Raw genomic sequence first — 22,244 nt, forward strand, 5'->3', positions numbered from 1 at the left:
GGCTGCTAGTTTTGCTTGTAGTGCTTCTGCATCGGCTTTGGCTTTTGCATCGGCTGCTAGTTTTGCTTGTAATGCTTCTGCATCGGCTTTGGCTTTTGCATCGGCTGCTAGTTTTGCTTGTAATGCTTTTGCGTCGGCTTTGGCTTTTGCATCGGCTGCTAATTTTACTTGTAATGCTTCTGCGTCGGCTTTCGCTTTTGCATCGGCTGCTAGTTTAGCTTGTAATGTCTCTGCATCCGCTTTAACTTTTGCGTCAGCTGCTAATTTTGCTTGTAATGCTTCTGCGTCGGCTTTCGCTTTTGCATCAGCTGCTAATTTTATTTTCAATGCCTCTGCATCGGCTTTCGCTTTGGCGTCGGCTTCTAACTTAGCTTGTAATGCTTCTGCATCCGCTTTCACTTTAGCGTCTGCCGCTAATTTTGCTTGTAACGCTTCTGCGTCGGCTTTAGCCTTAGCATCTGCTGCTAATTTTATTTTCAATGCTTCAGCATCGGCTTTAGCTTTGGCGTCGGCTGCAAGTCTTGCTTGTAGTGCTTCTGCATCGGCTTTAACTTTTGCGTCAGCCGCTAATTTTTCTTTTAAGGCCGCTTCTTCGGCTGCTTTAGCTTTGGCATCAGCTGCCAATTTTGCTTTGTTTGCAGCATCAATGCTAGCTTTTGTTTTTGCAGCTGCTGCAGCTTTTGCTTTTGCATCTGCAGCAATTCTTGCCTGAAGTGCATCAGAATCAGCTTTGGCCTTAGCATCGGCAGCTAAGATGGACTGTAAATCCGCTTCTTCCGCTTTTGCTTTTGCATCAGTTTTACGTTTCGCTTCAGCTGCGTCAGCTTTGGCTTTAGTATCTGCTGCTAATTTTATTCTTAAAGCTTCAGCATCTGCTTTCGCTTTAGTATCTGCTGCTAATCTTGCTTTTGCAGCAGCTTCCGCGTCTGCTTTAGATTTATCAGCTGCTAATTGTGCTGCTGTTTTTTGAGGTGCTACTGGTGTTGCTGTTTTAGCTTTAGCCGCTCCTTCTGCGTCAGCTTTTGCTTTTGCAGCTGCTAATCTTGCTTTCGCAACAGCCTCAGCATCTGCTCTCGATTTATCAGCCGCTAATTGTGCTGCTGTTCTTTGAGGTCCTGCTGGTTTAGCTACAGTTCTGGTTCCGGCAGTTTTTGCTCTTGCTTCAGCTACAGCATCGGCTTTGGCTTTGGCATCGGCTGCTAATCTTATTCTTAAAGCTTCTGCATCTGCTTTCGCTTTAGTATCTGCTGCTAGTCTTATTTTTGCGGCAGCTTCTGCATCTGCACGAACTTTTTCGGCTGCCGCAAGTCTTGCTTGCTGCGCTTCTGCATCTGTTTTAGCCTTCGTGTCAGCTGCTAACTTCGCTTTTTCTGCACCACTCACTCTTGTTACCGGAGTTGTAGAAGCAGTAGTTTTTTTAGACGGTACCGGCTTTGATTGTGCAGGATCAATAAGAGAACCTTCTTCATCATCACCATAATAATAATTTCTGTTTTTAAATTTATAAGCAATAGCAAATTCATGAGAACCTCCTAAATTAGACAGATTACCCAATCCTCTTTCATAGTTATATTCAATAGCAATGCTTGGTGAAATATTAACACCAAGACCCGCTGAAACACCGTATAATGAATTATATCCTGCTTGTGCCCAAACTCCTTTTGGAATCGCCACCATAGCAAGTCCAGAAATGATAGTTTTATCTTGCTTGATTTCTGTTTTTAAGATTCCCGAAAATTTACTTCTGTCAAAAAAACCATAAGCATCAATATAACCGGTATACATAGCATGTAACTGAATGGCTCTTTCCGGATCTTCTTTAACTACTCCTGAACCAAAATTATACAGCACTAAATTATTCACAGACAATCCAAAATCAAGGAATGCAGTACCATAATTAATCCCGGGATTGATCGTTAACATGGTGTTTGAAGGATAATCTGCGTTTAAAACGTCCTGATCATCAGATACAATCTTTCCTTTATTCAAACTGCTTTGATAAATGCCCGCGTTTAAACCAAAAGTCAAATTGCTGTCTTCCTCCAAAACGATATTGTGAGCAAAGTTTCCAACTCCGCCAAACACTGTCATTAGACCATAATTTTGTTGAAAAAGGCTAAAAGCAAAAGCTTCATTTTCTCTAAAACGTCCCGAATAACCGAAAACATAGGTGTTTGGGGCGTTCTCAAACTGAGTCCATTGTCTTTTGTTGTAAAAACTTATATAGGCATTTTGCTCTCTAACAAAGCTAAATGCAGGGTTGATTAGGTATCTATTAAACTTTAAAGAATTTCTGATAGGTAACGAAAACGAAACAACTCCATTCTCAGGGACAGCTGTGTCCTGCGAATAGAGTACATTTGAAAAACCGTAAAATAAAGTTATGAATAGGTAAATTTTCTTCATATTATTTTATCACAGTTATTGATCCTTTTTTATCACCCGAGCTGGATTTAATGACGTAGTAATAGACAGGATTAACATTTTTAAAATCTTTTATAAACGAATTGAATTCGGGATCGTAATTACTTCCAACATCATCATACATTACTTCTCCGTTTGAACTCAAAATTGTAATTTTTGTATCAGGCGTTTTGTATACTTCCGGTACATTCCAATAAGGAGAACTACTACTTAGTTTCACAATATTTGGAACAACATTCGTTTTTGCATCTTCTTCAGAAGTAACTCTGAATGCAAATTCTTTAGAAGAAATACAGCCTGAAGACTGTGAAATTTTTGCTCTGTAGCTACCTCTTACCGCTATCTGATAGGTATCTGTGTTAGCACCATCAATAAGATTGTTGTTTAGATACCACTCGTAAGTTGGATTGGTCGCATCAGAAGTTATAGACACTTTTAAAGTTTCGCCTGCTTTAAGTTTATAGGTATCTGCAACATCAATACTGGCAGAAAAACTATTGCTTTTTAAGTCGATAGTTCCATTAGCCACACATCCTCCAAAATCTACTGCAACCGAATATAATCCGCTTTCATTTGCATTGATAGAACGTGTTGTTTGTCCTGCTAATACTTTACCATCTTTACTCCAAACATAACTGTTTCCTGAAGTAGCAGTCAAAACTGTACCCGCTCCACTGGAACAAAAAGGATTCCCTAAACTTGAGGTTACTGAAACCGCCGAACCGGAACCTGATGACGAAACTGTCACACGATTTGAATACGATTCGGAGCTACAAGTTCCATAATTTGTTTCTACATAATAAACTCCCTCGGCAGTTACGCTGTAACTAGGACCGGTCGCAGCAGCGACTAAGGTTGGAGGCACAGAAACACCATTATCTTTGTACCAGTTATAAGTTAAAAAATCATACTTTAAAGGAGATTCATTTAAAGGATCTGCTCGATCAGGATCAATCGTTAACAAATAACTTCCTCCCGCACAAAATGTAGCGGTTCCTTTAAAATTATTTATAGTATACTGATTGTCATGTGCTTTAAAATAAATTGGGAAAGCCGTTTTATGAGCAAATGAAGTGAATTTAGCACTTGCATAACCGGCAGTTGAAACTCTAAGACTATAAGTATCCGATCCCTTAAGAGTTGAAGGAACCGCAAATTTTATTGTTTTTTGAGTAGGAGTATCGTTTATAACAGGCAGAATTGTAGCAGCAGGAATTACCGTTACAAAATTATCGGTAGATAACTCAACTGTAAACTCTGTTCCCGCCGGAAACCCACTATAGGTAAAAGTGGCATTATATTCATTGTGCACCGTACCCGCACAAATCCTATCAAAAGATAGTATTTCCGGGTTTACAACTTTCGTTTGAGCAAACAAACTCGAGTTGGCACAGAATAACATGCCAAATAAAAGAAAAAATTTGGTAAAAATTAGAGTAGTTTTTTGAATCATATAGTGCGTGTTCTGGCTAAATCTATATCTTCAAAAAACAAAATGTTTATAAATGATTCTGAAAAATCATATCTGTAATTCTCAATAATATCTTTTGCAAGTACTGAATAAGTAGCAGCTATTGATGAATTCTCTTCACATTTAAAAGTAATTAGATTACACTCACCAGTTGTAGCAAGGCTATCCTTGGGGATGGATAGCCCTTCTATAAACTGATTAGAATCAGTATCTAATTGGCTGATACGTTGCTCAGCTATATCTTTGTTTTGGTCAAGCGTTGACGCTGTCTTTTTACATTTATTAAGTACAGAAAAAGTAGGTTCTTCTATTGTACTTTGTGCATATAGACTTAACGTCATAGGCAAAGCCAAAAATATAATACAAGTAAAATATTTTTTTATTGTTGGGGCCATTATATTATGATCTTTATTTGAGTCCGATTTAAGACGAATACATAAATTGTGTCTGGGGACTTAATTAATAAAATTTACGCTCTAAAATAAAAATCTATGTCTTATCTATCTGTTTCCGCTAGAAGCCGTAATCTTTCCTAATTGTAGTCTGAAATCAGGTTTCTTTGGGTTAAAGATGTCAATAAATGTCTCTTTGTTATCACTTTGTGAATACACGTTAAAGAATACGCTATTACCATACCAGCTCTCTAAATCTTCATTGTTAGAATTGTATTCTGTAAAGATATTTCCGTTACATAGGTTGAAATACATTTCTTCAAATCTGATTTTTTTAAGATTGGCATCATTAATCTCTGTTTTACTGTCTAATAATACAGCTGGATTAAATCCGGAGATCACGCTACGTTTCATTTCAAGTGATGCAGTTTCTGCAACATAAATAGCTTCTTTTACTAAACCAGACTGAATGTCAGCTTTAATATTTTCACTATCGTTAAGCATTGTAATATTCGAAGCAACTACTAAAGTAGGTTTTTTAGTAAAATCTGTTTCGCTTTTCTTATCGTATGTTCTAACCTCCATACAACGAGATCCGTCTTTTGTACTAGACAAATAAGAAGATCTGATTGCTAATGAGTTGTATAAACGACATTGAACTCCTTGTGTGAATTTAAAATCATCATTGATTGATTTATAAGAAACCAATTTAGTTGCATTTAAGTCTCCACCATAGAAAGCAAATGAATTACCACCTGAGTAGCTAACCATTACGTTTTCAATTATTGTTTTGTTTCCAACACCTGCAACAGTTAATCCGTTGAAAGAATCTAAACCTTTTACTTTTTTTCCTGCGAATTCGATTCTAACGAATCTTAAAATTCCTGAGTTACCGGCAACATTATCACCACCATAAGTAGTAAGAGTAGGATCAAGATCAAGGTTGTAAGAACCGGCGTTTCCGAATTTATTAATTGGAGAATCACCAAGAATTACAAGTCCTCCCCAATCACCAGCTTTTTTCTGGCTACGGTTTGAAGTAAATACAATAGGATCAGTTTCTAATCCGTCTGCAATAATTGATGCACCTTTTGTAACTACCAATGTTCCTTTAGTTTCGAAATCACCAATGATTAACGTACCTGGTTCAATAGTTAAAACAGCATTATTAGTAACATAAACGTTTCCTTGTAAAACATAAACATTCCTTTTCATCAATTTTGTATTAACAGAAATGTTTCCTGCTAAAATTTGATTTGCTTCTCCATAGTCTACTTTGTTAGGCTTAAATTCGGTCCAGTTATTCAACCAATTGTTGTAGCCCATAATTCCTTTCTCTTGCTGAGCACTCATACTGGTTACTGTCAAAAGGATGCAGATGATTTGAGTAATTTTTTTCATGATAAGGGGGTATTACGGTTAATAATAAATTTGGGTATGCGTATGCGTAATATGATAAAAACTCATCTCGAATTATCTGATCGTAATCAGGATCCTTCGAGAACGAGTTGTTATTTGTACTTCTACTTTTAAAATTTTATGAAACTCTAATAGATCAAAGATTTACATTGTTTTATCGCTCGCTTAGAATAAGAGCTTCAAGTAAACTGTTTTACAGTACTTTAACACTTCTTTTTCTCTTTACAAATGAACTTAAAAAATCAATACTTAGCTTATACAAACAAACAACTAAGTTGTTATAGTTTATACTCGTCACCATATTAATCATTTAACAAGTAAAATACTTTGACAAAAAGGTTTCAGAAATTTTAAAATATTACATTTCGTTCAATTCGTTGAACTCATGTAAAGACTTTAATGTGCTTTCGTAAAATAAAATGGCTGCGATTAGATTTCCTTTATCAGAATATGGCATCATTTTTCTTTGGAATTCAACTGTAGTGTCCAAAAACGTAGCAGTTCCAGTTGCCTGAGAATCCAATACTTTTTTGTGCTCACTGTCGTCCGGAATACCTAAGTCTGCCATCGTAACACCTGGTTTAGTCACCAATGCAATGTAAGGGAGAGTTTTAACTAGTACTTTAATACGCTCGATATACAGTTCCAAAAGTTCACCTTTTTGCATACCACTCAATTCTTTTTGATCGTGATACTTGCGAATAAGCGCTGTTGTACTGATTATACTTCTAGGAGCATTCTTAGCCTGGGCAGAAATTGCTCCAGTTGTCATTAAACAAAATAAACTTAAAAAAATAATTTTCCCTTTCATAGATTCTTATTAAAATTGGTTGTTGATGAAAACAAAAATATGTAAATTATGTTAAAACGCAACTTTAATATTTTCTTTTTTGAAAAATTAAGCTTTTAGATCCTCCGAAAAACTGCCGTATGTCGAGAAAATATGCGTTTTAGCGAGTTTTTTGTTAATTTTGTTAAAATATATATTTGTAGGAATTGACTTTATATATAGTCTCCTTTACGCATTATTGTAGGTAAAAAAAAGATATGTTTTAAATATTTTTATAAAAACTATTAACAAAAAACCATTAATATCTCACCAAATCCCACCCAGTACTTACCCAAGACGAGCCAAAAAAAATAAACAATTTAACAAAACGCTGCCTGTTAAAAATAAAAAAACAGAAACATAATTAATCTTTAATTCCGAAAATTTTTGACTACATCATTTTCTTCTATCTTTGCTACATGCAATTTTCTCAAATTTTAGGTCAAGATTACATCAAAAGTCACTTGATACAAAGTGCATCTTCCGGAAGAATTCCGCACGCACAATTATTTGTCGGGCCAGAAGGAAGTGGTACGCTATCAACTGCTATTGCTTACGCGCAATATATTTTATGTAACAATACGGGCACTGAAAACTCAAACGGAAATGATTCCTGTAATCTCAAATTCCAAAACCTTTCACATCCCGATCTCCATTTTATTTATCCAACCGTCACCACCGAAGATGTAAAAACGAAACCCAAAAGTTTAGATTTTATTCAAGACTGGCGTTCCTTTATACAAGAAATGCCTTACGGAGGTTTATTCGACTGGTATAAAATTTTGGGTGTTCAAAACAAACAAGGAGAAATCAGAGTCGAAGACGCACAGGAAGTTTTGAAATCACTTGCCTTAAAATCGTACGAAGGCGGTTATAAAATTATGATTATCTGGATGGCCGATAAAATGAATATCGCTGCTTCAAATAAATTATTAAAACTTCTCGAAGAGCCTTCAGATAAAACTATTTTTATACTAATCTCTGAAAATGAAGAAGATATCATTCAAACGATCCGTTCTCGTTGTCAGGTGATTCATTTTAACGGATTACCCGAAAAGGTAATCGCTGAGGCCTTGGTTGCTAAAGAAAATATCGATTCTAATTTAGCTTTAAAAATCGCACATCAGGCACAGGGAAATTTTAGTAAAGCACTTTCTATACTCAAAGAAGATGACTCGGAATATCCTTTTGAACAATGGTTTGTCAATTGGGTACGTGCTGCTTTCAGAGCCAAAGGTAATGCCGCTGCCATTCAGGATTTAATTTCCTGGAGCGAAGAAATAGCCGCTCTTGGACGTGAAAGTCAGAAGAAATTTATCCAGTACTGTATCGAAATGTTCCGACAAGCTCTTTTGCTTAATTATCAGGCACCAAGCCTCGTTTACATTGAGCCGAAAGTAGATAAATTCAAACTCGAAAATTTTGCTCCATTTGTTAACGGAAACAATATTCATGACATTTTTAAAGAACTTTCGGAGGCGATGTATCACATTGAACGGAATGGAAATGCAAAAATAATTTTAACAGATCTATCTATAAAACTCACACGTTTAATTCACAAAAAATAATTTGCTAATGAACAATACTGCCACAATTTTACTGTTGGTTTTTCTAGCCTTAACTTTTTTGCAATCCGGTTATGAAAAAGTTTTCTACTGGAAGGATAATGTTTCCTGGTTGAAGGAGCATTTTTCCAAAACAATCTTAAAAAATCAAGTACCACTAGCCCTCTTTCACCTTTTAATTTTAGAATTAATTTCGGGAATTTTATGCGTGGTTGGTGTCATACAATTGCTTACAGACAGCGGTCGTGAATTTGGCTTCTACGGCGCTATTTTCTCTTGTATTTGTTTGTTAATGATGCTCTTCGGTCAACGATTAGCCAAGGATTATGATGGTGCAAGAACCATTGTTATCTATTTTATTCCGGCAGTTATGGCGGTTTACTGGCTGAATTAAATCTACCAAATCCTATTTTACATAATGTTTCAATAGGTAAGATAAAACATCAAATCCAAAAAAGTCTATTTATGCACTTTGATAAAGATTTAATAACCTCACTCAATTATGAGGAAAAAAAACCACAGAATAAAGGATTAAAATGATTAAATAATCTGTGCAAATCCTTTTAATTCAGTGGCAAAAAAAACAATTAGTGCCAATTCGTGAAATTCGTGGCAAAAAAATAAATTTTTACATTAAAAAAATGAAATCAAAACATCCTGCAGAATCTCTAACTATTTTAACCGATTTAGTTTTACCAAGCGAAACAAATCCTTTGAATAACCTTTTTGGTGGTGAACTTTTGGCCCGAATGGACCGTGCGGCAAGTATCGCAGCCCGAAGACATTCGCGTCGAATTGTAGTAACAGCTTCTGTAAATCACGTTGCTTTTAACAGAGCTATTTCTTTAGGCAGCGTTGTTACCGTTGAAGCAAAAGTATCCCGTTCTTTCAAAAGTTCTATGGAAGTTTTTATTGACGTTTGGGTAGAAGACCGCGAATCTGGAAACAGAACAAAAGCCAACGAAGCCATTTACACCTTTGTTGCGGTTGATGATACCGGCAGACCGGTTGAAGTTCCTGCGATCGAACCTGAAACGGAACTTGAAAAGCAGCATTATGATGCCGCTTTACGTCGTAAACAATTGAGTTTGTTGCTTGCCGGTAAAATAAAAGCTGAGGAAGCTACAGAACTAAAAGCATTGTTTTTATAGCAATAAAACAACGTTGTAACTTCAAAAAAAAGAAGTATTTTTACAAAATTACAAGCCCTTTCAAATCTAAATCAGGACGTTATTTGCGGTTTTGATTGGCTTTGAAAAAGAAAAAAATTATAACAATTTAGATGAAAGAAAAGATGAGTTCAGACAAAGAGGCCAAATTAAAAGCGCTACAACTTACGCTTGACAAACTTGATAAAACTTACGGAAAAGGAACCGTAATGAAAATGGGCGACAAAGCCATTGTAGAGGTAGAAACCATTTCTTCTGGCTCTCTTGGTGTTGATTTAGCTCTTGGGGTAAATGGTTACCCAAGAGGAAGAATCATTGAAATTTACGGGCCAGAATCGTCTGGTAAAACCACACTTACCTTACACGCGATTGCCGAAGCTCAAAAAGCGGGTGGAATTGCTGCTTTTATAGATGCCGAGCATGCTTTTGACAGAAATTATGCTGAAAAATTAGGCGTTGACATCGAAAACTTAATTATTTCTCAACCGGATAATGGAGAGCAAGCTTTAGAAATTGCAGAAAACCTGATTCGTTCAGGAGCAATTGATATTGTGGTAATTGACTCGGTTGCAGCCTTGACTCCAAAAAGTGAAATTGAAGGAGAAATGGGAGATTCTAAAATGGGTCTTCACGCTCGTTTAATGTCTCAGGCCTTAAGAAAATTAACCGGAACAATCAGCAAAACAAACTGTACAGTTTTCTTCATCAACCAGTTGAGAGAGAAAATTGGTGTAATGTTCGGAAATCCGGAAACAACAACAGGTGGTAACGCCCTAAAATTCTACGCTTCGGTACGTATTGATATTCGTCGTTCTTCACAAATTAAAGACGGAGAAAATGTAATAGGAAACAGAACCAAAGTAAAAATCGTTAAAAACAAAGTAGCTCCACCTTTCAAAACTGCCGAATTTGACATCATGTATGGCGAAGGGGTTTCAAAAACAGGAGAAATTTTAGATTTAGCTGTTGAATTTGAAATCGTTAAAAAAGCAGGATCATGGTTCAGCTATGGCGATACTAAATTAGGTCAGGGACGTGATGCCGTTAAGTCTTTAATTAAAGATAATCCGGAATTAGCTGACGAATTAGAAGCAAAAATTAAAGCGCACATTAAAGAATTAGCTAACGCATAAAACGTTACAAATCTGATTGTTGCAGATTCTTATACTATAAACCCGACCGTTCTAAAAGCGGTCGGGTTTTTTATTTTGAAAAAAAAACGGAAAAAAATCTACTTCTTGACGCAACCATTTTCCTTTTTGTTCATCTAATCATTATCATGTGACTTTTATTACAAGTTAAAAATCTAATTACCAAGGCTATTTCCTTTAAAACAATTAAGGAAAAAACTAAAAAGCAATTGATTTTGATTTCGATAAAAGTATTGATAAAATAAGATTTTGAATATAAAAGGGGTTTTAAATTCAAAAGAAAACCCGGCATGATTCATACTCAATGCCGGGTTTAATATTTAATTCTTTTTGCTTTTACTTTACGCTCTTAAATTCCAGTAATTTATTGTAAATCACCTGTCTGACCTGATCTCTCAGCTCTTTTCTGTTCTCGCCTGTAAGCCCTTTAGTTTCAATAAACGATAATATCTTACCTCTCATTTTACCGGGACTTCCGCTTAAAAAAGTATACGAAAATCGTTCTTTATTATCCGCAAAAACAATCGGAACAATTGGAATTTGATGCTCTATCGCCAATCTAAACGCCCCATCCTTAAACTCGTCCAGTAAAATCGATTCATCATCTGGAACTCCGCCTTCCGGAAAAATACAGATGCTTAATCCTTGATTTAGACGATCCTGAGCTCGTTTGAAAACATCATTTTTACTCTTCGATGAATTTCTGTCTACCAAAATACAAGTTCTTTTATAGAAAAATCCGAACAACGGAATCTTTACAAGCTCTTTTTTTCCAACAAAAACAAATGGATTTTTAATAATCGCCAGCATTAGCATAATGTCTGTCATTGAAGTATGATTGGCCACAATCATATAACTTTTGCCTCTTTCAAGCTTTTGTTCCCGTTTGATTTTGTAATAGAATCCCATTCCGTAAAGGATGAATTTCGCCCAAATTCGCGCCATTCTGAAAAAATACGGATAACCACTTTCGGTTATAATGGAAGCCAGTAAAAATGGCAACATAATCAATATCGGGATGGCCATTAAAATATAAAACCAAATGCGCCAAATGACCCAAAAAACAATTTTTATTCCTTTCATGGTTTCAAAAGTAATAAATCGAAGGTGATTTATTATAAAAGAATTTATTTTCGTAAAAACTTTGCCAACTTTACGCCAAAGAACAAATAAACTTTGTGTACTTTACAAAAAACTTTGCGAACTTTGCGATCAGGAAAATAAACCTGGCAAACTTTTCAATTAAAAAATACGAAATTTAGGGTTAAAATCAACAATAAACCATGCGAACTTTGCGGTTAAAACCTTGCATCTTTGCGGTTAAGAGAAAACTAGAATGGCAAAAATACTTACCGGTGTTCAAAGTACAGGAACACCACATTTAGGCAACTTATTGGGAGCAATTATTCCCGCAATTGAATTATCTAACAATCCGGCAAACGAATCTTTTTTGTTTATCGCTGATTTACATTCAATTACACAAATCAAAGATGGTAAAACATTAAGAGAAAACACCTACAGTACAGCAGCAGCCTGGTTGGCCTGTGGTTTAAATCCCGATAAAGTTACTTTTTACAGACAATCTGATGTAGCTCAAACAGCAGAACTAACCTGGTATTTAAGCTGTTTTTTTCCGTTTCAACGCTTGACATTAGCCCATTCTTTCAAAGATAAAGCAGATCGTTTAGACGATGTAAACGCTGGACTTTTTACTTATCCGATGTTAATGGCAGCCGATATTTTATTGTACGACGCTCAATTTGTTCCTGTTGGAAAAGACCAATTGCAACACTTGGAAATTACTCGTGATGTAGCCTCTCGTTTTAATCACCAAATGGGTGAAACTTTTGTAATTCCTGAGGCTATAATTCAGGAAGACGGCATGTTGATCCCCGGAACTAATGGCGGAAAAATGAGTAAATCTGCCAATAATATCATCAATATTTTTCTTGACGATAAAACCTTACGCAAGCAGATAATGAGCATCGAGACAGACAGTACGCCACTTGAAGATCCAAAAAACCCGGATACTTGTAATGCCTTTGCTATTTATTCTTTACTGGGTACCGAAGCACAAATTGCCGAAATGAGAGCCAATTATTTGGGCGGAAACTATGGTTATGGACACGCCAAACAAGCCTTGTTTGAATTGATCACAGAAAAATTCAAAACCGAAAGAGAAAAATACAATTACTATATGACAAACCTTACTGAAGTAGAATTACTTTTGAAAAAAGGAGCTGATAAAGCAGCCCTGATTGCGAACGGTGTTTTACAACGCGCCCGCATTAAACTTGGCTTTGAACCATCATAATTAGTCGTTTTAAGACATTATTTATCCCTTTTCAAGCAGAAACTTGGAAAGGGATTTTTATTTGAGAACACCCCGTTAAATAGCCTCAAACAATTTACCCGGTAAAGGTCTTATTACTCCCTTAAGCTCCATTTTTAAAAGGATTCCGGAAATTTTATAAACAGGAAAATCACAACGAAGCGCAATGATATCCAGTACTTCTTTTCCGTTTTTTATTAGAAAATCGTAAATGTTTTGTTCTGCTGCATCTAAAGCTACAAACAGCTGTTTTTGTACTGGTTTTGCTTTATTTTCAATATCCCAGTTCAGCATGTAGATCAAATCGGCCGCACTGGTAAGCACGTTGGCCTTCTGGGTTTTAATCAGATCATTGCACCCCTTACTGTACACATCTGTAACGCGGCCCGGAACAGCAAAAACATCACGGTTGTACTCATTTGCAAAATGAGCTGTAATGAGCGACCCTCCCCGATCTGCAGATTCAATTACAATTGTGGCCTCCGAGATTCCGGCAACAATGCGATTTCGACGAACAAAATTTTCCCTGTCCGGATTAGACGAGCTCCAAAACTCGGTGATAAAACCCCCTTTTTCTTCCATTCGGGCGATATACTTTTTGTGCGCTTTAGGGTAAACCTGATTTAATCCGTGGGCTAAAACACCGATGGTCTGTAAGTTGTTGTCCATTGCAAACTGATGCGCCACAATATCAACTCCATAGGCAAAACCGCTAACAATTACTGGATCCAATGGTGCTAAATCTTCCAGTAGTGTCCTACAAAATTCCAAACCATAGGAGGTAATCTGACGCGTTCCGACTATACTAATTATCTTTCTGTTTTTTAAATCAATATTCCCCGCAGAAAAAATCAAAACCGGCGCATCAAAACAATGTTTCAGACGCTCCGGATACTGTTCTTCCTGAAAAAAAGAAACCTTTATCGCATTTGCTTTTATAAATTCTAATTCGGCATTTGCTTTTTCAAAAACGGTTTTGTCTTTTATATTTTTTAATAAAACAGAGCCGATTCCGTCAATAGCAGCTAGCTGATTGGTTTTTGTTTTAAAAAAAGCCTCCGCACTACCACAATGCAGCAACAATCTTTTAGCCAAAATATCTCCAACTCCATCCACTTTAAGTAAGGCTAATAAATAAAATAATTCCTGATCTGACATCTTGTTAAAATATTATGTAAAATAGAGTCTGTTAAAAATTCGATTTGAGGTTGCAAATATCTATAAATTAAAGTAATTTCTTAATAAAAGACAAGATAAATCGTTTTCGTGCCCTACTCAACATGAAGCAAAAACACTTAACCATTTGAAAATTAATTGTATATAAAATAAAGCGAATTGTTAATAACAATTGTGAATAAAATTTTGATAACTATATTCATTACCTAACTTTGTTACTATGAAAATCGAAACTTACATATCGCAGTTATTGTATCGTTATCAGTGTGTAACGGTTCCAGGGTTTGGAGCATTTCTAACCGAAAATCACCCGGCAAGACTTAATGAAAGCACCAATTCGTTTTCTCCACCTAAGAAAACGATCGCATTCAATAGTCTTTTAAAAAACAATGACGGATTATTAGCCAATCATATCGCTCAGACTGAAAATACTTCTTACGGTTTTGCCGTAAGTGCTATTACACATGAAGTTCTAAATTGGAAAAAAATATTAGACGAACATGGTGTTCTGAATTTTAAAAACATTGGTGATATTCGTTTAAACGCTGATCAAAACATGGTTTTTACACCTAATGATCAGACCAACTTCTTATCTACTTCTTTTGGGTTAAGTCCGTTTGTTTCTCCTGTAGTAAAAAGAGAACTGTTCGAGAAAAAACTGGAAAAAATAGAAGAAAGAGAAACGGTTGCTTTATACGATAATGAAGAGCACGTTAGAACTTCAAAACCATACTTGAGATATGCTGCTATTTTTGTTCTAGGTTTAGGAATTACCGGAAGTATCGGATATCCTTTGTACCAGAATCAAATTGCAAGTCAGACTCTTATTGTAGAAAGTGCTGTACAGAAAAAAGTACAAAACAAAATCCAGGAAGCGACCTTTTTTATACAAAGCCCATTACCGGCTGTAACACTTTCTGTAGATTCTGCTAAAACTGCAACTGAAGAAGTAGAAATAAAAACAATGCCTTACCACATTATGGCAGGTGCTTTCAGAAGCGAACAAAATGCTAGAAAAGCCTATAACCAATTGGTAAAAGACGGCTACAAAGCCAGAATGCTTGGTGAAAACAAACATGGTCTGTTTCCTGTTTTATACGGAAGTTATGCCACTATGAATGAAGCACAAAAAGCACAAAAAGAAATTCAAAAAGGAGAAAATCCGGATGCCTGGATTTTAGTCGAAACGTTATAAATTTTCAATTGCCACTTACTTAACTAAATCCTTTTTTCTTAAACCGAAAAAAGGATTTTTTATTTATACACGTGTCAGTTTTACAAAATCTATTTCTCGTATATCTGTTCCACGTGAAAATAACTTTTGCCTTCAGAAGTTTAATTATTTACGAAAGTTTGTTGAAAGGAAAATGACACTTTTTTAGCAATTACTTTTAAATATTACCAAGACGCTGTTTTAAAAAAACGAATTATCACAGCCAAAGACCTTTACTCCTAGTCATTTTGTTCCGCAACTCGTTTTAATTTCGACAAAAAACTCCCCGATTTAATTCACAAATAACGCCGAAGGCGCCGTTTTTTTTTAAAAAATTGACTTCTAAAAAAATTACATCCCTAAAATAAGTTCTATAATTTCCTATATTATTACTGCCTAAAATCTATGATTTAACCCAACAGTCACCCTGAGTGAATTCGAAGGCTACGTTAGAAAATTTTCGCCTTTTTTCAGTTTTTCTGTGCTTCCTGAAGTTTAGAATTTGATAGATACTTATCCCTAGACCAGCCTTCGACTTCGCTCAGGCTGACATAACGTGCATAAGTGAGATTTGAAGTTTTAAAACTAACGTACATTATTTTGTAAAGCTTATCCCTTCCACGTGAAAACTACATTGCAAAAATGGCTTTAGATCATGGAGCTACTTTTATCAAAAACGAAATAAAGAGATCAAACGATTGTTTTCTTGTTTCACGTGAAATTTTTTAGTTTTTCTGCTGCCTAAAGTTTCTAATTTAACCCAACAGTCAACCTGAGCGAAGTCGAAGGCTACGTTAGAAAATTTCACCTTTTTTCAGTTTTTTAGTGCTTACTAAAGTTTAGAATTTGATAGATACTTATTCCTAGACCAGCCTTCGACTTCGCTCAGGGTGACATTTCGACTTCGCTCAGGCTGACAGAGCGTATATCAGTGAGATTTGAAGGTTTAAAACTAACGTACAGTAATTTGTAAAGCTTAGCCGTTCCACGTGAAAACTACATTACAAAAATGGCTTTAGATCTTGGAGCTACTTTTATCAAAAACGAAATAAAGAGATCAGAGGATTGTTTTCTTGTTTCATGCGAAATTTTTTGTTTTTCTACCGCCTAAAGTCTCTAATTTAATCCAACAGTCACCCTGAGCGAAGTCGAAGGCTGTGTTAGGAAATTTTCGCCTTTTTTCAGTTTTTATGTGCTTCCTAAAATTTAGAATTTGATAGATACTTATCCTCTAGACCAGCCTTCGACTTCGCTCAGGATGACATAACGTATATCAGTGAAATTTGAAGATGCAAAACTAATGTGCATTCTTTTTGCAAAGCTTAGCCGTTCCACGTGAAAATTACATTGCAAAATGGCTTTTGATCTTAAAGTTACTTTTACAAAGGACAAATAAAGAGATTTAAAGGCTTGTTTTTTGTTTCAGGCGGAAGAGTGGCTTTTTATTGTAAAAACAAAAAATACGGCTTAAAAAGCATGGTTTTGCGACTGTTTTCAAACTAACCAGCCATTTTACTTTTATCCAATCACTATTTGTTGCTATTAATGCTAAAAAACGCCGAAGGCGCCGATTTTTTTTTTTCGAATTTAAGCAAAGTCTTGGTCTTCCTTCGAAGTGATGCAAAATTCAATAAGTTTCACAACAAACTCCCCGCCTCTACTCCACAACCAAATCGTCTTGAAAAAAATCTCAAGAGTTTTATCTAAACTGGTCACACAACTTCTACCCAAAATATTCCTGCACAGGGTTTGCGCGAGTGATTCACTTATTTTAAAAATTATCGATTCAAGAATCGTGTTTTATCGCTGTTTTTTTGCCGTTTTGGCATTTAGAAACCAAACGAGTCTTCGTCAAAAAAATTATAATTATAAATTAACACATTGCTAATCAATATATTAATAATAAAAAACAGGTAATTAGTCTAATGTTTTAGTGAATCCAAAATGTTCCACGTGAAACTATTTTCGAATCAAAAGCGTTTTAATCTATCAAACAATTCAAAAAACAAGCAAAATGAAGGCAATACAAAACGCTCTTTTTTAAGTACATCACAGCTGGGTCTTCTTTTGCTATAAAATCGCATTATCAAAACAATAACAATTTACCGTTATCAAATTACATTTTTATCAAACTTATTACTTTGATTTTCGAATATCTCAATAAAATATTTCTTCTTCAGCCTTCGACTTCGCTCAGGGTGACACCCGTCTAAAATTGATCATTAAATAGCTAATAATGCCAATTTATCCCACATTTGAAACTTGAAACTTGAAACTTGGAACTTGAAACTTGGAACTTGAAACTTGAAACTTGGAACTTGAAATTTGGAATTTGGAATTTGGAATTTAAAAACTTGGAATTTTAGTTTATGCTTGCCTTAAACATTTTAAGCTCATCCCAGGTAAATTCATCACCATATTTTTCCTTCAACGGGTTAAGCGATTCTTCTTGATAAAATTGAAAAGCTTCTCGCAGAGCCAGTATTTTATCGTACGGCAATACGTCTGAAATATCCACTTTTTTAGTCTGAATTAGTTTGACTAAATGCATCTCAATTGTCTGCACCGTTAGCTTTCGAATTCGGGCAATATCCTGAATCGAATTCTTTTCTACCCATAGGTCGTAGGTTTCTTCTACCGTGGTTTTTTTGATCGTTTTTGGCTCATTATTGTCGCGCTTTTTTGAAGTGTAACGTACAACCGGTTCTTCCACATTGAAGATATCCGTGTTGCTCATTTTAAACTCTTCACGAATCTTTTCAAGCTTATTTATTTTGAAGTTTTTAATAGCCGATGAAGTCAATTTTTCTTTGCAAATTGTTTCTCCCGCAACCACAATTTCAATCAATAACTTAGCTTTCATCAAGCGTAGAACCGCTTTTGTTTGCAAATCATCCAGCAAAGTCAGCTCTTCGTAAAACTCTTTTACTTTTTTAAACTTCTGAATTTCAGCCATTTTTTGCAGAAGATCTGTCACTAATTTGTCCATTGGACCGAAAAAGTAATCATAAGCTGCCACCATTCTTTCTTCAACAAAATACAAATCGACTGTTTCTTTATTGAAAATTTTGTTGAGTTGTTGGATAAACTTTTGCGAAGGATCTATCAGCTGCTCTATGGTTTCTAAGCGCTTTTGTGCCCAAATAGCATGTTTGGCTTTTTCTGACGCAGCAGCATTTTCGTTGTAACTAAAACGGTGATTGCGCCATTCTTGTGCCAAATCTGACCAATTAAAACTGTTAATCAAATAGTTATGAATAAAGTTTTTTGTTTCGAAATGCAACGATTTCTCTAAAACGTCCTCGGTAGCTTTATTCAAAGCATAATCCATCACATCCTGATCGTTAGAAATCCCATTCATACGCATCGGAGAAAGCAAAATAAGCCCATTTAAGGACCTTAAACGCGATAATGCTACATAGGCCTGCCCGGGAAGGAAAACTTGCGATACATCAAGCGCAGCTTTGTCAAAAGTTAATCCCTGGCTCTTGTGTACCGTAATGGCCCACGCTAATTTGATCGGATAATGCGCAAATGTGCCCAAAACTTCCTCTTCAATCTCCTTGGTGAGCTCATTTACTTTGTAACGGATGTTTTTCCATTCGTACTTTTCTACCTCAATTGTTTTATTCTCTTCGGGGAAATGCACAAAGATTTCTTCCGGTGAAAGGGACTTGATTATCCCCATTTTTCCATTAAAATAGCGTTTTTCAAAGCTCAAATCGTTTTTTACAAACATGACTTGCGCTCCAACTTTCAACTTTAGATTTTCTTCTACCGGAAAAATTTTCTCCGGAAAATCACTTACGATAAAGGGTTGAAAAGAATACTCTTTTCCTGCTAAATCGTTTATCGCCTGCTCGTTAATAGAATCTGCTTTGGCATTATGAGTTGTTAAAGTAATATAACCCGGGTTACTCTTTAAATCAAAATCTGGCTGTACATATTGGTTCAAAAACTGCACATCATCCGCTGAAATCTGATTGTTACGCAGATTGTTCAAAACCGAAATAAAGGCATCGTCTGTTTGACGGTAAATTTTAGATAACTCAATGTACAACGGCGGGTTTTGCTGCATTACGTGAGAATGAAAAAAGAATTTTCCTTTGTAATAATTGCGTAACGTTCGCCATTCTTCATCCCTAATTACGGGTGGTAACTGCAATAAATCACCTATAAACAGTACTTGAACGCCACCAAAAGCATACGAATTTCTGCGAACAGTCTGCATCATAAAGTCAATGGCATCAAGCAAATCGGCCCGTAACATACTTACTTCATCAATAATCAATAACTCCATATTGCGGATTACATTACGCTTCAGACTGTTCATTTTAAAGTGCCTGCGCAACGTATCTTTATTCTCAAATTTCACTGTTTCGGTAAACTGCGAATTCGCCTCAAAAGAGGGTATAAAAGCGGAAAATGGCAGCTGAAACATCGAATGAATCGTCACGCCGCCCGCATTTAAAGCCGCAATTCCAGTTGGGGCAACCACCACAGTATTCTTGTGCGTTGTGGCAATAATTTCCCTCAAAAGTGTCGTTTTTCCTGTCCCGGCTTTACCCGTTAGAAAGATCGACTTTTGCGTTTGATTGATAAATTGTAAAGTGTAAGCTGCTGCTTCTGAAACGTTTTGCATTATGGCTTGTATTGAAAAACTAAAAGTATCGTATTTTTTATAAAAGAAAAAACCTAAATCCGTGTAGATTTAGGTTTTTAGAAATTAGTTTGTTTTGTGTTTTATTTTTTAGCTTCCACACCTTCTTTAGCAGGAGCTTTTTCTTCAGTTTTCGGTGCAGATTTGTACTTATCGTTCAATTCTTTAACGATAACTTTTGTAATATCGTATTTATCTTCAGCATATAATACTGTTGCAGCATCACCTGTACCGTAGATATAAGAATAACCGTTTTTCTTACCGTATTCTTTGATGTATTTTTTCACTCCGCTTACAAGAGAATCCATTTCAACTCCGCTTTCTTGTTGCAATTGTTGCGACAAAGCTTGTTGAGCGTAACCCAATTGTTGCTCTCTTTTTTGCAATTCAGCACCTCTTTGTTGTGCCCATGCCTGACCGTTTGCTTGCGCTTGACTTTGAAAATTAGCAGCGTCTTGTTTAAAACGAGTAATTTCAGCTTGCAGTTGTCTTCCTTTTTCTTCTGCTTGAGATTTGTATTTTGCTTCAAGATCTTTTGCTTCAGTGTACTCTTTCATTAAAACCGAAGTATCAACGTAAGCTGTTTTTACTTCTTTAACTTCTGCTGTTTTACCACATGAAACAACTAAAATTGAAACCGCGATAATTACTAATGCTTTTTTCATTTCTTTAATTTCTATTTTTTTAATGTTGAAGACAAAAATATAAAAAAATAAATAGCATCAACATAAAGTTTAAAAAATGCTCTTTTTTTCTTGTATCAATTTTTGTTATCGGACTTAAGTTATGTATAATTTACTGTTATTAATAATGGATTTCATAGCTCGTTTTTAAGCGAATTTCTAAAAAAAGACACATTCAGAGTCCTTCTTACCTAAAAACGTCGCTAAAACGCGCTAAAAATAAGTTTTAGCTGTTTTTTAGCACGTAAATGTGCGAAGAATATTCCATCGTACGTCTGGCTTTTAGATTTGACTTCAAACCGATCAAAAAAGCACTGATGTAGTTCATTTTTCCTGTTTTGTATTTTTCGGATAATAAACTCACATAAAAAGAATCAAATTTCATCGGAAGCACTTTTTCCAATTTCATATCCACTTTTTCAAAAAGCGATTGAATGGCTTTTTTAGAGAAATGCCAAAAATGAATCGGCACATCATAAGCTGCCCAAAATGAATCGTAATGTTTTGCGTCGTATGATTTAAAATTTGGAACCGCAACAATTAAAGTTCCAGTTGGTTTTAATAAACGTTTCAATTCTGCAATTTGCAATTCCAAATTTGGAACGTGTTCTAAAACGTGCCACATTGTAATTACATCAAACGAATTATTTTCCAGAGCGCTGATTTCGTCCACAAATGAAATTCCTTTTTTAACTGCAATTTCTTTTGCTCTTGCGCTGGGTTCTACTCCAATCGTTTCCCAACCATCATTTTTTGCTGTTAATAAAAAATCGCCAGTTCCGGCACCGATGTCCAAAATTCTGCCTTTCTGAGCTTGCTCTGCATTAATCAAATTCAGCTTATTTTTTAAGGCTATATTTTTCACAAAGTGATAGGCTTTTTCAAATAACGAACGTTTGTTGTCTGTGTGCGAAATATAATCTTCACTTTCGTAATACCTTCCTAAATTTTCTAAATCCGGTTGTGGAGACGTAATTAACATGTCCAGGTTTTCATCATAATACAATTCGAAAATTTCTTTAGAAACGGAATGATCTTTTACCGTAAGAAAGTGTTTTTTATTTAAAACGTTCATTTTATAAATATTGGGGTTTTGATTTAACTTCATAGCAAACCCTAAAAATGAAAAATTCACTTTTAGGGTTTATTCTATTTTATATACTTTTTTAATACTTCCAATTTATTTTGACGGCAGACATTTTCTCGCCTTCATATCTCTTGTCTTCAACCACTACAAATCCATTTTTAATATAAAACGGCAATGGAGATTTGTATGACTCTTTATTTAGTTTCACGTCATTCTCATGATCGATCACCCAACCATTCAAACTTCTTTTATTCTTTTTTAATTCGTTTATCAAAAGCCTGCCGTTACCACTCCCTTGAATATCGCTATCCAAAATTATAGCAAACCAATCTTCTCCCTCTCGTAAAAAAGTAAAAGCCCAGCCTTTGATCCTGCTATTCTCATCAAGCAACAAATAATGCTTCTTTTCCGCCAAAGCATCCAGATACAAATCAAAATCATGCATAGCCTGATAATTTAATTTCACCGGATATTCGTTATTCCAAAGTTGCAACAACGTTTCTTTATCTTGCAATGATAAAACTTCTTTCTCAATTATCTTCATGACTAAACAATAACTTAAATAAAATCTATCACAAAATAGTTTCACGTGGAACAATTATAATTTTAGATTGTGGATTTTCGATTGCGTGGAATCGAAAATTTAAAATCTACTTCCTACGCTCAACAATCT

The 22,244-nt window shown here is 35.4% G+C and carries 17 protein-coding genes; 6 read left to right on the forward strand and 11 right to left on the reverse strand.

Annotation, left to right across the window (positions count from 1 at the left end; all coding sequences use genetic code 11):
* The 5 genes from AB674_RS05275 to AB674_RS05295 all read right to left on the reverse strand — a co-directional run.
* Positions 1-2,406, reverse strand: a 2,406-nt coding sequence (locus AB674_RS05275) for a type IX secretion system membrane protein PorP/SprF (protein WP_047774521.1), incomplete at its 3' end; no start/stop codon positions are given.
* A gap of 1 nt (position 2,407) precedes the next feature.
* A complete protein-coding gene (gene sprC, locus AB674_RS05280) occupies positions 2,408-3,877 on the reverse strand; it encodes a gliding motility protein SprC (protein WP_047774523.1) in 1,470 nt (489 codons plus the stop codon).
* Positions 3,874-4,290: a hypothetical protein gene (locus AB674_RS05285; RefSeq protein WP_047774525.1), complete on the reverse strand. Its 417-nt coding sequence runs from the start codon at positions 4,288-4,290 to the stop codon at positions 3,874-3,876. The genes sprC and AB674_RS05285 overlap by 4 nt, the downstream gene beginning before the upstream one ends.
* 105 nt (positions 4,291-4,395) lie before the next feature.
* Entirely contained in the window at positions 4,396-5,688 is a 1,293-nt protein-coding gene (locus AB674_RS05290) for a hypothetical protein (RefSeq protein WP_047774527.1), read from the reverse strand.
* Positions 5,689-6,064: 376 nt separating this feature from the next.
* Positions 6,065-6,517, reverse strand: coding sequence for a hypothetical protein (locus AB674_RS05295; RefSeq protein ID WP_047774529.1), 453 nt, complete (start codon positions 6,515-6,517; stop codon positions 6,065-6,067).
* 437 nt (positions 6,518-6,954) lie between these two features.
* Here AB674_RS05295 and AB674_RS05300 point away from each other — a divergent pair, with 437 nt between their 5' ends.
* From AB674_RS05300 to recA, 4 genes are all read left to right on the forward strand, one after another.
* Positions 6,955-8,103 (forward strand): ATP-binding protein, encoded by a 1,149-nt coding sequence (locus AB674_RS05300; RefSeq protein WP_047774532.1) that lies wholly within the window; start codon positions 6,955-6,957, stop codon positions 8,101-8,103.
* Between the two features lie 7 nt (positions 8,104-8,110).
* A complete protein-coding gene (locus AB674_RS05305) occupies positions 8,111-8,494 on the forward strand; it encodes a hypothetical protein (protein ID WP_047774533.1) in 384 nt (127 codons plus the stop codon).
* Positions 8,495-8,741: 247 nt separating this feature from the next.
* On the forward strand, positions 8,742-9,251 hold the full coding sequence (locus AB674_RS05310) for an acyl-CoA thioesterase (protein ID WP_047774952.1): 510 nt from the start codon (positions 8,742-8,744) through the stop codon (positions 9,249-9,251).
* Positions 9,252-9,394: 143 nt separating this feature from the next.
* A complete protein-coding gene (recA, locus tag AB674_RS05315) occupies positions 9,395-10,402 on the forward strand; it encodes a recombinase RecA (RefSeq protein WP_047774954.1) in 1,008 nt (335 codons plus the stop codon).
* Between the two features lie 354 nt (positions 10,403-10,756).
* Here recA and AB674_RS05320 read toward each other — a convergent pair whose 3' ends face one another.
* Positions 10,757-11,503, reverse strand: a complete 747-nt coding sequence (locus AB674_RS05320) for a lysophospholipid acyltransferase family protein (protein WP_047774535.1) — start codon at positions 11,501-11,503, stop codon at positions 10,757-10,759.
* Positions 11,504-11,756: 253 nt separating this feature from the next.
* Between AB674_RS05320 and trpS the strand changes: the two genes are divergently transcribed.
* Positions 11,757-12,734 (forward strand): tryptophan--tRNA ligase, encoded by a 978-nt coding sequence (gene trpS / locus AB674_RS05325; protein ID WP_047774537.1) that lies wholly within the window; start codon positions 11,757-11,759, stop codon positions 12,732-12,734.
* A gap of 75 nt (positions 12,735-12,809) precedes the next feature.
* Here the strand turns inward: trpS and dprA are convergent, their stop codons facing one another.
* The gene (gene dprA / locus AB674_RS05330; protein WP_047774539.1) at positions 12,810-13,910 is read right to left on the reverse strand and encodes a DNA-processing protein DprA; all 1,101 of its coding nucleotides are present in this window, start codon (positions 13,908-13,910) and stop codon (positions 12,810-12,812) included.
* A 238-nt stretch (positions 13,911-14,148) separates the two neighbouring features.
* On the opposite strand from dprA, the gene AB674_RS05335 reads away from it, so the two are divergent.
* Complete coding sequence (locus AB674_RS05335) at positions 14,149-15,123, forward strand: SPOR domain-containing protein (protein ID WP_047774541.1); 975 nt, start codon at positions 14,149-14,151, stop codon at positions 15,121-15,123.
* A 2,380-nt stretch (positions 15,124-17,503) separates the two neighbouring features.
* Here the strand turns inward: AB674_RS05335 and AB674_RS05340 are convergent.
* The 4 genes from AB674_RS05340 to AB674_RS05355 all read right to left on the reverse strand — a co-directional run bounded on the left by AB674_RS05340 (position 17,504) and on the right by AB674_RS05355 (position 22,115).
* Positions 17,504-19,783, reverse strand: a complete 2,280-nt coding sequence (locus tag AB674_RS05340; RefSeq protein WP_047774548.1) for a helix-turn-helix domain-containing protein — start codon at positions 19,781-19,783, stop codon at positions 17,504-17,506.
* Positions 19,784-19,884: 101 nt separating this feature from the next.
* Positions 19,885-20,466 carry an OmpH family outer membrane protein gene (locus AB674_RS05345; RefSeq protein WP_047774550.1) on the reverse strand — a complete coding sequence of 194 codons (582 nt, stop codon included), beginning with the start codon at positions 20,464-20,466 and terminating at the stop codon, positions 19,885-19,887.
* A gap of 244 nt (positions 20,467-20,710) precedes the next feature.
* Complete coding sequence (locus tag AB674_RS05350; protein WP_047774956.1) at positions 20,711-21,559, reverse strand: class I SAM-dependent methyltransferase; 849 nt, start codon at positions 21,557-21,559, stop codon at positions 20,711-20,713.
* A gap of 91 nt (positions 21,560-21,650) precedes the next feature.
* Positions 21,651-22,115 (reverse strand): GNAT family N-acetyltransferase, encoded by a 465-nt coding sequence (locus tag AB674_RS05355; RefSeq protein WP_047774552.1) that lies wholly within the window; start codon positions 22,113-22,115, stop codon positions 21,651-21,653.
* Between the last annotated feature and the right edge of the window lie 129 nt (positions 22,116-22,244).

It is taken from the genome of Flavobacterium sp. ABG, assembly GCF_001027725.1.
Lineage (GTDB): Bacteria > Bacteroidota > Bacteroidia > Flavobacteriales > Flavobacteriaceae > Flavobacterium > Flavobacterium cupriresistens.